Origin of the sequence: Streptomyces dangxiongensis, assembly GCF_003675325.1 — a bacterium.
GTDB classification, from domain to species: domain Bacteria; phylum Actinomycetota; class Actinomycetes; order Streptomycetales; family Streptomycetaceae; genus Streptomyces; species Streptomyces dangxiongensis.
In genome coordinates this window covers 5,997,644-6,010,674 of sequence record NZ_CP033073.1, presented here as the reverse complement: position 1 = coordinate 6,010,674, position 13,031 = coordinate 5,997,644, and the positions used below count along the sequence as shown (strand labels likewise).

At 71.5% G+C, this 13,031-nt stretch carries 12 protein-coding genes; 6 read left to right on the top strand and 6 right to left on the bottom strand.

Going from position 1 to position 13,031, the window contains the following annotated elements:
• Nucleotides 1–63 precede the first annotated feature (63 nt).
• Together sufB and D9753_RS27100 are read right to left on the bottom strand one after the other, a co-directional pair.
• Entirely contained in the window at nt 64–1,485 is a 1,422-nt protein-coding gene (gene sufB, locus D9753_RS27105; protein ID WP_121789380.1) for a Fe-S cluster assembly protein SufB, read from the bottom strand.
• Nucleotides 1,482–2,216 (bottom strand): helix-turn-helix transcriptional regulator, encoded by a 735-nt coding sequence (locus D9753_RS27100; RefSeq protein ID WP_121789379.1) that lies wholly within the window; start codon nt 2,214–2,216, stop codon nt 1,482–1,484. Before D9753_RS27100 ends, sufB begins: the two co-directional genes overlap by 4 nt.
• A 183-nt stretch (nt 2,217–2,399) precedes the next feature.
• Here D9753_RS27100 and D9753_RS27095 point away from each other — a divergent pair, with 183 nt between their 5' ends.
• The 4 genes from D9753_RS27095 to D9753_RS27080 are packed head-to-tail and all read left to right on the top strand — an operon-like array spanning nt 2,400 to nt 5,982.
• On the top strand, nt 2,400–3,215 hold the full coding sequence (locus tag D9753_RS27095; protein ID WP_121789378.1) for an aminoglycoside N(3)-acetyltransferase: 816 nt from the start codon (nt 2,400–2,402) through the stop codon (nt 3,213–3,215).
• A 31-nt stretch (nt 3,216–3,246) separates the two neighbouring features.
• Nucleotides 3,247–4,170, top strand: a complete 924-nt coding sequence (locus tag D9753_RS27090) for an ABC transporter ATP-binding protein (protein WP_121789377.1) — start codon at nt 3,247–3,249, stop codon at nt 4,168–4,170.
• 50 nt (nt 4,171–4,220) lie between these two features.
• Nucleotides 4,221–4,937 carry an ABC transporter permease gene (locus D9753_RS27085; RefSeq protein WP_121791312.1) on the top strand — a complete coding sequence of 239 codons (717 nt, stop codon included), beginning with the start codon at nt 4,221–4,223 and terminating at the stop codon, nt 4,935–4,937.
• A gap of 34 nt (nt 4,938–4,971) precedes the next feature.
• Nucleotides 4,972–5,982, top strand: a complete 1,011-nt coding sequence (locus D9753_RS27080; protein ID WP_121789376.1) for a COX15/CtaA family protein — start codon at nt 4,972–4,974, stop codon at nt 5,980–5,982.
• A gap of 28 nt (nt 5,983–6,010) precedes the next feature.
• Here the strand turns inward: D9753_RS27080 and D9753_RS27075 are convergent, their stop codons facing one another.
• From D9753_RS27075 to D9753_RS27060, 4 genes are all read right to left on the bottom strand, one after another.
• Nucleotides 6,011–6,748 carry a nucleotidyltransferase gene (locus tag D9753_RS27075; protein ID WP_121789375.1) on the bottom strand — a complete coding sequence of 246 codons (738 nt, stop codon included), beginning with the start codon at nt 6,746–6,748 and terminating at the stop codon, nt 6,011–6,013.
• Nucleotides 6,749–6,787: 39 nt separating this feature from the next.
• Complete coding sequence (locus D9753_RS27070; RefSeq protein WP_121789374.1) at nt 6,788–7,894, bottom strand: amidohydrolase family protein; 1,107 nt, start codon at nt 7,892–7,894, stop codon at nt 6,788–6,790.
• A gap of 104 nt (nt 7,895–7,998) precedes the next feature.
• Entirely contained in the window at nt 7,999–8,343 is a 345-nt protein-coding gene (locus D9753_RS27065) for a hypothetical protein (RefSeq protein ID WP_121789373.1), read from the bottom strand.
• 90 nt (nt 8,344–8,433) lie between these two features.
• On the bottom strand, nt 8,434–9,387 hold the full coding sequence (locus tag D9753_RS27060) for a heme o synthase (RefSeq protein WP_121789372.1): 954 nt from the start codon (nt 9,385–9,387) through the stop codon (nt 8,434–8,436).
• Nucleotides 9,388–9,777: 390 nt separating this feature from the next.
• Here D9753_RS27060 and tkt point away from each other — a divergent pair, with 390 nt between their 5' ends.
• Nucleotides 9,778–11,880, top strand: a complete 2,103-nt coding sequence (tkt, locus tag D9753_RS27050) for a transketolase (RefSeq protein WP_121789371.1) — start codon at nt 9,778–9,780, stop codon at nt 11,878–11,880.
• Between the two features lie 32 nt (nt 11,881–11,912).
• On the top strand, nt 11,913–13,031 hold the full coding sequence (gene tal, locus D9753_RS27045; protein WP_121789370.1) for a transaldolase: 1,119 nt from the start codon (nt 11,913–11,915) through the stop codon (nt 13,029–13,031).

The following is a 13,031-nucleotide window of genomic DNA, read 5'->3' as shown; positions in this document are numbered from 1 at the left end:
CTCAGCCATGGGCTGTCGTAGTGCTCTCTTTCTGAGTGAGACGTCTGCCGGTGATGGGGCGGGTCAGCCGACCGCGCCTTCCATCTGAAGCTCGATCAGCCGGTTCAGCTCCAGCGCGTACTCCATGGGCAGCTCTTTGGCGATCGGCTCGACGAAGCCGCGCACGATCATCGCCATGGCCTCGTCCTCGGAGAGGCCGCGGCTCATCAGGTAGAAGAGCTGGTCGTCGGAGACCTTGGAGACGGTGGCCTCGTGGCCCATGGACACGTCGTCCTCGCGGACGTCGACGTACGGGTACGTGTCCGACCGGGAGATGGTGTCCACCAGCAGCGCGTCGCACAGCACGTTCGACTTGGAGCCCGAGGCGCCCTCGCCGATCTCGATCAGGCCGCGGTACGACGTACGGCCGCCGCCGCGCGCCACGGACTTGGAGACGATGTTGGACGACGTGTTCGGCGCCATGTGGACCATCTTTGCGCCGGCGTCCTGGTGCTGGCCCTCGCCCGCGAAGGCGATGGAGAGGGTCTCGCCCTTGGCGTGCTCGCCCATCAGGTAGACCGCCGGGTACTTCATCGTCACCTTGGAGCCGATGTTGCCGTCGACCCACTCCATGGTCGCGCCCTCGTAGGCCACGGCGCGCTTGGTGACCAGGTTGTAGACGTTGTTCGACCAGTTCTGGATGGTCGTGTAGCGGCAGCGGGCGTTCTTCTTGACGATGATCTCGACGACCGCGCTGTGCAGCGAGTCCGACTTGTAGATCGGGGCCGTACAGCCCTCGACGTAGTGCACGTAGGCACCCTCGTCGACGATGATCAGGGTCCGCTCGAACTGGCCCATGTTCTCCGTGTTGATGCGGAAGTAGGCCTGGAGCGGGATCTCGACGTGCACGCCCTTCGGCACGTAGATGAAGGAGCCGCCGGACCACACCGCGCTGTTCAGCGACGCGAACTTGTTGTCGCCGACCGGGATGACCGTGCCGAAGTACTCCTTGAAGAGCTCGGGGTGCTCCTTCAGGGCGGTGTCGGTGTCGAGGAAGATGACGCCCTGCTCCTCCAGGTCCTCGCGGATCTGGTGGTAGACGACCTCCGACTCGTACTGGGCGGCGACACCGGCGACGAGGCGCTGCTTCTCGGCCTCCGGGATGCCCAGCTTGTCGTAGGTGTTCTTGATGTCCTCGGGCAGGTCCTCCCAGGACTCCGCCTGCTTCTCCGTGGAGCGCACGAAGTACTTGATGTTGTCGAAGTCGATGCCCGAGAGGTCCGAGCCCCAGTTGGGCATGGGCTTCTTCTCGAAGAGCTTCAGGCCCTTCAGGCGCAGCTTCGTCATCCACTCCGGCTCGGACTTCTTGCCCGAGATGTCACGGACGACGTCCTCGTTCAGGCCACGCCTGGCGGAGGCACCGGCCACGTCGGAGTCGGCCCAGCCGTATTCGTACTTGCCCAGGCCCTCGAGTTCGGGGTGAGCAGTCTCCGTGGGGAGAGTCATGCGGGGTTCCTCCCGGCCGTGCTTGCAGGTGCGTCAGTGGAAATCTCGGGGATGAACGTCGTGCAGACGCCGTCGCCGTGGGCGATGGTCGCCAGTCGCTGGACGTGGGTGCCCAGCAGCTCCGCGAAGACCTCGGTCTCCGCCTCGCAGAGCTGCGGGAACTGCTCCGCGACGTGGGCGACCGGGCAGTGGTGCTGGCAGAGCTGCTCGCCGACCGGTGCGCTGCGCGCCGTGGCAGCGTACCCGTCGGCGCTCAGGGCCCTGGCGAGCGCTTCGGCGCGCTTGTCGGGGCCGGCGGCCTCGATCGCCTTGCGGTACGCGCTCGCCTGCGCGGTGATCCGGGCGCGGGCGAAGGCGGCGACCGCCTCGGCGCCGCCCCCCTGCTCGGCGATCCAGCGGAGCGCGTCCACGGCGAGCTTGTCGTAGGACTGGTCGAAGGCGTCCCGGCCGCAGTCGGTGAGCGCGAAGACCTTGGCGGGCCGGCCGCGCGTGCGCGCGCCGTAGACCCGCTGTTCGCGCGCCTCCACGACGTCGTCGGCCACCAGCGCGTCCAGGTGACGCCGTACGGCCGCCTGGGTCAGTCCCAGCCGGCCGGCGAGTTCCGCGACGGTCGACGGCCCGTGGTCCAGGATGGACCGCGCGACCCGGTTGCGCGTCGAGCGCTCACCGGTCGCTAGCTCCTCCTGCGGGGTCCCCACCGGGGTCTCCCGAGCCTCGCCGACGTTTTTCACAACGCCATTGTTGCGTAATTCCTCGGAGCCTGACAAGCGGCGTCCGGATCACCGGGCGGTGCCCTGCGTCACTTAGGTGAACCTAATGTGACCTGCGGAAACGATCTCTGATCGATCATCCGGGGCGGGCCCGCCGATCAAAGAGGTGGCGTGGGACCGCCCCGTCGGGAAGACTCCCGGACCATGCCCATACCCCCTCCCACCGGCCCTCTTGTCACCCGGGACACCGTCGCCGCGGGCCTGCGGCTGCTCGGTGTCGGGACCGGCGAGATCCTTCTCGCGCATTCCTCCCTGAGTTCCCTGGGCTGGGTCAACGGAGGGGCCGTCGCGGTCGTCCAGGGCATCCTCGACGCCCTCGGCCCTTCCGGCACGCTCGTCGTGCCCGCCCACTCCACCCAGGTGTCCGACCCGGCGTCGTGGAGCAGGCCGCCGGTACCCGAACAGTGGTGGGACCGGATCCGGGCCACCATGCCCCCGTACGACCCCCGGACCACGCCCACGTACGGGATCGGTGCCGTCCCCGAGACGGTGCGGACCTGGCCCGGTGCCCTGCGCAGCGCCCACCCGCAGTCCTCCTTCGCGGCGGTCGGCCGCCGCGCGCGGGAGGTCACCGACGGCCATGCCCCCGACTGCCGGCTGGGCGAGCGCAGCCCGCTGGCCCGGCTGGAGAAGCTGGGCGCCCGGGTGCTGCTGCTCGGCGCGGGCTACGACTCCTGCACCGCCTTCCACCTGGCCGAGTACCGGACACCGGCACCGCGCGTGGAGATCGGCCGGCCCGCTCCCGGCGGCGGCTGGGAGACCGTGGTCGAGGTGTCGATCGACTCCGGCCGGTTCGACGAGCTGGGGCACGACTTCGAACGGGACCGGCCCGTCGTGCGCGGGACGGTGGGCGCGGCGGACGTACGGCTGTTCCCCGTGGCGGACGCCGTGGCCTACGCCGAGCGGTGGCTGCCGCTGCACCGTCCCCGGGAGGAGGAGTTCCCGCACCCGGCCGCCTGACCGGCCGGCGCTCTCCCTAGACTCTGGACTCATGCGAAGTGAGCCCGTGGTCCAGGTCCAGGCCCTGGTGAAGCGGTACGGCACGAAGACCGCGGTGAACGGCCTCGACCTGGTGGCCCAGCCGGGCGTGACCGCCGTACTCGGCCCCAACGGGGCGGGGAAGACGACGACCGTCGAGACCTGCGAGGGCTACCGGAAGCCGGACGGCGGCACGGTGAGCGTCCTCGGACTCGACCCGGTGCGCCAGTCCGCGCGGCTGCGGCCCCGCATCGGCGTGATGCTCCAGTCCGGCGGGGTCTACTCCGGCGCCCGCGCCGACGAGATGCTGCGGCACATCGCGCGGCTGCACGCGCATCCGCTGGACGTCGACGCCCTGATCGAGCGCCTCGGCCTCGGCTCCTGCGGCCGGACCGGCTACCGCCGGCTGTCCGGCGGCCAGCAGCAGCGGCTCGCGCTCGCCATGGCCGTCGTGGGCCGCCCGGAACTCGTCTTCCTGGACGAGCCGACCGCCGGGCTCGACCCGCAGGCCCGCCGCGCCACCTGGGACCTGGTGCGGGACCTGCGCGCCGACGGCGTCTCGGTGATCCTCACCACGCACCACATGGACGAGGCCGAACAGCTCGCCGACGACGTGGCGATCATCGACGGCGGCCGGGTCATCGCCCAGGGCTCGCCCGACGAGCTGTGCAGGGGCGGCGCCGAGAACACCCTTCGCTTCACCGGCCGCCCCGGCCTCGACGTCGCCTCCCTGCTCATGGCCCTCCCGGCCGACTGCACGGCCGCCGAGCTGACCCCGGGCAGCTACCGCGTCACCGGCAAGGTCGACCCGCAACTGCTGGCCACGGTGACCTCCTGGTGCGCCCAGCACGGGGTGATGCCGGACCGGATCTCGGTGGAGCGGCACACGCTGGAGGACGTCTTCCTGGAGCTGACCGGCAAGGAGCTGCGCGCGTGACCACCACGGGTACCTACACCCCCGCCCCCGGGGCCGCCCCGCTCCCCCGCATGATCGCGGCGCAGGCGGCACTGGAGACGAAGATGCTGCTGCGCAACGGCGAGCAGTTGCTGCTGACGGTCGTCATCCCGGCCCTGCTGCTCGTGCTCTTCAGCTCGGTCGACATCGTGGACACCGGCGCCGGCGAGGCCGTCGACTTCCTCGCCCCCGGCATCCTGGCGCTCGCCGTGATGTCCACGGCGTTCACCGGCCAGGCCATCGCGACGGGCTTCGAACGCCGCTACGGCGTCCTGAAGCGGCTCGCCTCCTCCCCGCTGCCGCGCTGGGGCCTGATGACCGCGAAGACGCTGTCGGTGCTGGTCACGGAGGTCCTCCAGGTGATCCTGCTGACGGCGATCGCCCTCGCCCTCGGCTGGCACCCGCACGGCAACCCGTTCGCGGTGCTCCTGCTGCTGCTCCTGGGCACGGCGGCGTTCTCGGGCCTCGGCCTGCTGATGGCCGGCACCCTGAAGGCGGAGGCCACGCTGGCCGCCGCCAACCTGGTCTTCCTGCTGCTGCTCGTGGGCGGCGGGGTGATCGTCCCGCTGGAGAAGTTCGGTGCGGCGGGACAACGGGTGCTCGGCCTGCTGCCGATCTCCGCCCTGTCCGACGGGCTGCGCGACGTCCTCCAGCACGGCGCCGGCATGCCGTGGGGCGACCTGGGCGTCCTCGCCGTGTGGGCGGTGGCGGGGCTCGCCGCGGCCGGGAGATTCTTCCGCTGGGAGTGACCCTCGTGAACGCGTGCACAAGCGGCGGCCTACGATGGTGGGCGTGCCAAAGCTGAACCGCGCCGACGCCCGGGCCGCCCTGCGCAACCCGCTCGCCCTCATCGCCGACCGCTGGAGTCCGGATCCCCGGACCGTCCGGCGGGCGGCGCTCGCCGCGCTCGTGATGTCGGTGGTCATCGTCGTGACCGGCGGCGCCGTCCGCCTGACCGGCTCCGGGCTGGGCTGCCCCACGTGGCCCACCTGCACCGAGGACTCGCTGACCACCACCCGGGCCATGGGCTTCCACGGAGTGGTCGAGTTCGGCAACCGCATGCTGACGTACGTGCTGTGCGCGGCCGTCGGCTGGGCCATCGTCGCGGCCCGTGCCCAGAAGCCGTGGCGGCGCGCCCTGACCCGGCTGGGCTGGGCGCAGTTCTGGGTGGTCATGGGCAACGCGGTGCTCGGTGGCGTCGTGGTGCTGGTCGGCCTCAACCCGTACACGGTCGCCGCGCACTTCCTGCTCTCCTCGGCGCTGATCGCCGTCGCCACGCTGATGTGGCAGCGCGCCCGGGAGGGCGACGGGGCCCCGCGTCCGCTGGTCGGCGCGGCGGTGCGGCAGCTCGTGTGGGTCCTGGTGGCCGCGTCGGCGCTGCTCATCGCGGTGGGCACGGTGGTGACCGGGGCCGGGCCGCACGCCGGTGACTCCAGCGAGGTCGAGCGCATCCCGATCGACTGGGAGAACGTGGCCAAGCTGCACGCGGTGCTCGCCTGGATCGTGGTCACGCTGACCTTCGCGCTGTGGTTCGTGCTGAAGGCGGTGGACGCCCCGAAGGAGCCGGTGGCGCGGACGCGGGAGCTGTTCGTCGTCCTGCTGTGCCAGGGAGCCCTCGGGTACGTCCAGTACTTCACCCATCTCCCCGAGGCCCTGGTCGCCGCGCACATGGCGGGCTCCGCCGTGATGTGGATCTGGGTCCTGCGCGTCCTGCTGTCGCTGCGGGAACGCCCCGCGCTCGTCGCGGACCTGCCGGGCCCCTCCGCCGAGGTGACGGTCGCCTCCCGCGCCTGACCCACCCGCACGCGGCGACGAGGGCGTCTCACCCGTGCGCGGCCACGAGGGCGTCGATCGCCGGGCCCAGGAAGGCACGGGTCAGTTCAGCGCGGCGGGCCCGCCGGGCGGGGTCCGGCGGGGCGGGGGTGCCGTAGCGCCGCCGGGCGATGTCCTCGACGACCTCGGCGGGCGCACCCAGTCCGGACAGCTCGCCGAGCGCCTCCTTCTTGGAGATCAGCCGCCCCTCGCGCAGAGTGACGCCGGCCCGGGCGTACGTCAGCAGGCCCAGGTCGACCCAGACGTCCTGCTGCCACCGCCGGGCCCGGTCCACCGCCGGCCGCCAGAAGTCGCGCTGGTCGCGCACGACGAAGTCGGTGAGCTGCCGGTCCGGCACCGCGGGCAGCAGCGCGGCCGGTGCCTGCCCGTACAGCACCCGGCCGAAGGTGTGCAGCTCGCGCCGGGTGACGGGGGTGACGGGACGGCGCAGCAGTCCGTCGTGCGCCCAGGTGAGGTGCGAGCGCCCGGGGCCGTCCAGGGTGGCCGGGGTCAGATAGCTGCAATGGAGATTCACGGCGAGCGGTGTGCCGCGCAGCTCGCGGTGCAGGCGCGCCACCTGCCGGATCCGCCCGATGCCCAACGGCCCGGGGAGTACGGAGATGAGGTCCAGGTCGCTGCGTCCCTCCTGGTAGTCCCCGCCGGCCAGGGAGCCGTGGGCCCACAGGGCGAGGGGGCGCAGGGGCGCGAGGTCGCGCAGGAAGCGGTCGAGCAGGGCGTCGGTCTGCATCGCCCCAGTCTCCGCGCCCGGGCGTACGGCCGTACAGTCTTATCCCAGTCCGTACACCCGGCGCGCGTTGTCCGCCGCGATCAGCCGGGCCACCCGCTGGGCGTCCGCCCGGACCCACGCGCCCTCGGCGACCCAGCCGCCCAGGACGCGGGAGAGGGCCTCGCGGAAGAGGCGGGCGCCGATGACGTGGAGTTCGGGCAGGCCGTGGGCGCCGGTGGAGAAGAGGATCTTGCCGAAGGGGGCCAGCTCCAGGATCTCGGCGAGGACCGTGGCCGCACGGGCGCCGGTGCGCACCAGGGCGGCGCCGGAGTCGGCGTAGACGTGCGGGAAGACGCCGGCCAGGTGGGCGGTGTGGCGGTGGTACGGGTAGCCGTGCAGCAGGACCAGGTCGGTGCCGAGGCCGGCCGTGGCCCGGATGAAGTCGGTGAGCAGCACCGGGTCGGTGCGGTCGGCGCGGTAGCCCGGCTCGCCGAGGCCCGCGTGCAGTTGCAGGGGCAGGCCCGAGGCGACCGCGTTCCACAGCAGGTGCCGCAGCAGCACGGGGTCCGTGAGCGCGCCGCCGACCCGCCGGCCGGCCAGCCAGCGGCCCGCCGCGCCCCGCACCTCCCCCGGCCCCGGGGGCTCCGGCGCGAGGGCCAGGCCGTGCCGCAGTCCCGCGACGGAGGTGAAGGCGACGGCGGTCGCCGCGGCTCCGTGCACGGACTCGGCGAGGTTGGCGAGGAAGGACTCGACGGTCCCGGAGGTGTCGGCGACCTGCTCGGCGAGCGGCTCCAGCCGGACGATCTCCCGGGCCTCGGCGTCCCCCGCCGAGGCCATCTCGCCGGGACCTGTGAGGTCCCCGGGCAGGCCCGTATCGACCAGGTAGGTGGTGATGCCGCTGCCCCGCAGCAGCCTGCGGCCCGCCTCCAGGGCGCCCAGTTCGCGGCGCCGGGCCAGATAGCGGGCGGGCGCGCAGTGCGGTTCGAGGCCGAGCAGGGGCGGGCACCAGCGCCGTACGGCGAAGCCGGTCTGGGTGTCGAAGAGGGTGGTGCCCGGCGCCGGGGGCCCCTCGGTGCGGGAGAGCTGGGCCTCGAAGGTGCCGAGGCCCAGCTCCGTCCGCAGTACGCCGTGGCAGTACTGGTCCACGAGGAACGGCGTTTCGATCATTCCGGCTCCCCGTGCGGACGCGCTGTGCTGCCTTGCACGTCCTAACGGGTGAACGGGGTCCGAGGTCGCGGCCGGGCCCCGCGCGCGGTGGCCCGCGCCTCGGCTCAGCCGTTGGCGGGGCCGCCCACCTGGATGCCGGCCATCCGCTTCCACTCGTAGGGGCCCGTGCGCACCTTCGCGGCGAACTCGCCGTCGAAGGACTCGTGGACCGTGATCCCGGACGCGCGCACCGCCCGCTCGGCGACGGCGCAACTGGGGGCCACCAGGTCCCCCCAGCCGCCGTCCTCGCCGACGAGGACGATGCGGGCGCCGCGCTCGCCGAGGTAGGCCACCTGGCCCTCGGCACCGCCGTGGGCCTTGGAGAAGGCGCCGATCCGCCGGGCGAGCTTCGCCACCGTGCGCTCGGTCCGGGCGTCGGCCTTCGGGTCAACCTGCTGCGTGTCTGCCATGGCCAGGATGCTACCGACGGGTAGGCCGAACGGCGACGGGAGGGGTGCGTGGCCTTGGCCACGCACCCCTCCCGTCGGTGTACGAGGGCTCTAGCGCAGGAAGGGGTCCACCGCGATCGCCACGAACAGCAGCGACACATAGGTGATCGACCAGTGGAAGAGCCGCATCTCCTTCAGCTTCACGCCCGTCTCCTCGGCCCTGGCCCGGTTCTGGAGCGCGTGCGCCTCCCACAGCCACCAGCCGCCCGAGGCCAGCGCGACCGCCGTGTAGAACCAGCCGGTGTAGCCGAGCGGGGTGAGCAGCAGGGAGACGGCGACCATGACCCAGCTATAGAGGACGATCTGCCGGGCGACGACCTTGTTGGAGGCGATGACCGGCAGCATCGGGACGCCCACGCGCGCGTAGTCGTCCTTGACCTTCATGGACAGCGGCCAGTAGTGCGGCGGCGTCCAGAAGAAGATCACCAGGAAGAGGATGAGCGGGGCCCAGGAGAGCGAGTCGGTCACGGCCGACCAGCCGATCAGCACCGGCATGCAGCCGGCGATGCCGCCCCACACGATGTTCTGGGACGTACGCCGCTTGAGCAGCATCGTGTAGACGACGACGTAGAAGAGGAGCGCGCCGAGGGACAGCCAGGCCGACAGCCAGTTGACGGTCAGGCCGAAGAGCAGGGTGGAGACGACCGCGAGGGTGATGCCGAAGGCCAGGCACTCGCGCGGGCCGACCATGCCGGTCACCAGCGGGCGCTGGGAGGTGCGGTCCATCAGGGCGTCGATGTCCCGGTCGATGTACATGTTCAGCGCGTTGGCGCCGCCCGCGGACAGGTAGCCGCCGACGCAGGTCAGCAGGACCAGCTTCAGGTCGGGCACGCCCTGCTGGGCCAGGAACATCACCGGGACGGTGGTGATGAGGAGCAGCTCGATGATCCGTGGCTTGGTCAGCGCCACGAATGCCTTGACACGGGCCCCGAACGGCCGGTGAACCGGGCCCTGGCTCGCACCGAGCACCCCCGCTGGACGGGATTCGACGGCCGTCACGCACACCCCTGACAGAGACATCCCAGCGAGCCTCCCCGTGGGAAGCGGGGACCAGGGCTCGCGCGTACCACGCCACTTTAGACGTTGCCCATACCCCGGCCTTCGCGGGGGTGGGGTCGTGTTGACGGGGCGGTCGACGGGGGCGTTCGGACGTGCGTACAGAGGCTCGATTGAGCAGTCAGATGAGCGGCTCCGTATTCATGTGCCACATGCCTTCCCGGCCAGTCGGGAGGCGGATCGCACCGACTCCCGGCAGTCTGTGAACACTCGAAAAAACGCACGTCCTCGCGGGGGTAGGCTCGACAACGGCCGGTGGGCGACAAGCACGCCGGCGGCCGGGTGGGCGTATGCCCCGAAGACCGGCGACCGACATGTGGAGAGGAGCCCTGACCCAGGGTGAGCACCAAGCCGACCACCACAGACCTCGAGTGGACCGAGCTGGACCAGCGGGCCGTCGACACCGCCCGCGTCCTGGCCGCAGACGCCGTACAGAAGGTCGGCAACGGCCATCCCGGTACGGCGATGAGCCTGGCCCCGGCCGCGTACACGCTCTTCCAGAAGGTGATGCGCCACGACCCGGCCGACCCGGAGTGGGTCGGGCGCGACCGCTTCGTGCTGTCCGCCGGCCACTCGTCCCTGACCCTCTACACCCAGCTCTACCTGGCCGGGTTCGGCCTGGAGCTGGACGACCTGAAGTCCTTCCGGACGTGGGGCTCCAAGACCCCCGGTCACCCGGAGTACGGACACACCAGGGGCGTGGAGACCACCACGGGCCCGCTGGGCCAGGGTGTCGCCAACGCGGTCGGCATGGCGATGGCCGCCCGGTACGAGCGCGGCCTGTTCGACCCGCAGGCGCCCGCCGGCGAGTCCCCGTTCGACCACTTCATCTACTGCATCGCCGGTGACGGCTGCCTCCAGGAGGGCATCTCCGCCGAGGCGTCCTCGATGGCCGGCCACCAGAAGCTCGGCAACCTGGTCCTGCTGTGGGACGACAACCACATCTCGATCGAGGGCGACACCGAGACGGCCGTGTCCGAGGACACCGTCAAGCGGTACGAGGCCTACGGCTGGCACGTCCAGCGGGTCGAGGCCCAGGAGAACGGCGACCTGGACCCGAAGGCGATCTTCGCCGCGATCCAGGAGGCCAAGCGGGTCACCGACCGGCCGTCCTTCATCGCGATGCGCTCGATCATCGCCTGGCCGGCCCCGAACGCGCAGAACACCGAGGCCGCGCACGGCTCGGCCCTGGGCGAGGAGGAGGTCGCGGCCACCAAGCGCGTCCTCGGCTTCGACCCGGAGCGGACGTTCGAGGTCGCCGACGAGGTCCTCTCCCACACCCGCCAGGCGCTCGACCGGGGCCGGCAGGCCAAGGCCGAGTGGGAGAAGTCGTTCCAGGAGTGGCGCAACGGCGACGCCGAGCGCGCCGCCGAGTTCGACCGGATCGCCAAGGGCGAGCTGCCCGCCGGCTGGGAGGAGAAGCTCCCCGTCTTCGAGCCCGGCAAGGCCGTCGCGACGCGTGCCGCCTCCGGCAAGGTGCTCCAGGCGCTCGGCGCGGTGATCCCCGAGCTGTGGGGCGGCTCCGCCGACCTCGCCGGGTCGAACAACACCACGATCGACAAGGACAGCTCGTTCCTGCCCGAGGGCAACCCGCTGCCCGAGGCCAACCCGTACGGCCGGACGATCCACTTCGGCATCCGCGAGCACTCCATGGGCGCGGAGCTGAACGGCATCACGCTGCACGGCAACACCCGCGTCTACGGCGGCACCTTCCTGGTGTTCTCCGACTACATGCGCAACGCCGTGCGCCTGTCGGCGCTCATGCACCTGCCGGTGACGTTCGTGTGGACGCACGACTCCATCGGTCTCGGCGAGGACGGCCCGACCCACCAGCCGGTGGAGCACCTGGCCTCGCTGCGCGCGATCCCGGGTCTGAACATCGTCCGCCCGGCGGACGCCAACGAGACCGTGATCGCCTGGCGCGAGATCCTGCGCCGCTGGACCAAGGAGTTCGGCAAGGGCCAGCCGCACGGTCTCGCGCTGACCCGCCAGGGCGTGCCGGCCTACGAGCCGAACGAGGACGCCGCCCGCGGCGGCTACGTGCTGTTCGAGGCCGAAGGGCCCGAAGGGCGGAGCGCTGAGGCGCAGGTCATTCTGATCGCCACCGGTTCCGAGGTGCATGTGGCCGTGGAGGCGCGTGAGCAGCTCCAGGCCGACGGCGTTCCCACCCGGGTCGTGTCGATGCCGTCGGTGGAGTGGTTCGAGCAGCAGGACCAGGGGTACCGGGAGTCCGTGCTGCCGCCGTCCGTGAAGGCCCGGGTCGCCGTGGAGGCGGGCGTCGGACTGACCTGGCACAAGTACGTCGGGGACGCCGGCCGCATCGTCTCCCTGGAGCACTTCGGTGCCTCCGCCGACGCCAAGGTGCTCTTCCGCGAGTTCGGTTTCACGGCCGAGAACGTGGCCGCCAAGGCGCGGGAATCCCTCGCCGCCGCCCAGCGCTGACGCTCACACACGACACGTAGGAGATGTATTCCATGACAGACGCACTCAAGCGCCTCTCCGAGGAAGGCGTCGCGATCTGGCTGGACGACCTGTCGCGCAAGCGGATCACGTCCGGCAACCTCGCCGAGCTGATCGACCAGCAGCACGTCGTAGGCGTCACCACCAACCCGACGATCTTCCAGAAGGCGATCTCCCAGGGCGACGGCTACGACCAGCAACTGTCGGACCTCGCCGCCCGCAAGGTCACCGTCGAAGAGGCCATCCGCATGATCACCACGGCGGACGTCCGCGACGCCGCCGACATCCTGCGCCCGGTCTTCGACGCCACCGACGGCCAGGACGGCCGGGTCTCCATCGAGGTCGACCCCCGGCTGGCCCACGACGAGCACGCGACCGTCGCCGAGGCCAAGCAGCTCGCCTGGCTGGTCGACCGCCCGAACACCCTGATCAAGATCCCCGCCACTCTGGCGGGCGTCCCGGCGATCAGCGAGGTCATCGGCCGTGGCATCAGCGTCAACGTCACGCTGATCTTCTCGCTGGAGCGCTACCGCGAGGTCATGGACGCCTACCTCTCCGGCCTGGAGAAGGCCAAGGAGCGCGGCCTGGACCTGTCGGGGATCCACTCCGTGGCGTCCTTCTTCGTGTCCCGCGTCGACACCGAGATCGACAAGCGCCTGGACGAGATCGGCACCGACGAGGCCAAGGGGCTGCGCGGCAAGGCGGCCCTCGCCAACGCGCGCCTCGCCTACCAGGCGTACGAGGAGGTCTTCTCCTCCGACCGCTGGAACGCGCTGGAGAAGGCGGGCGCCAACAAGCAGCGTCCGCTGTGGGCGTCGACCGGCGTGAAGGACCCGGCGTACCCGGACACCCTGTACGTCACCGAGCTGGTCGCGCCGAACACGGTCAACACCATGCCGGAGGCCACGCTGGAGGCCACCGAGGACCACGGCGAGATCGGCGGCAACACCGTCGCCGGCACCTACGAGCAGGCGCGTGCCGACCTCGACGCGCTGGAGAAGCTCGGCATCGCGTACGACGACGTCGTGCGCGTCCTGGAGGAGGAGGGCGTCGAGAAGTTCGAGGGGTCCTGGAACGACCTCCTGAAGTCGACCCAGGCGGAGCTCGAGCGCCTCGCCCCTTCGGAGGGCTGA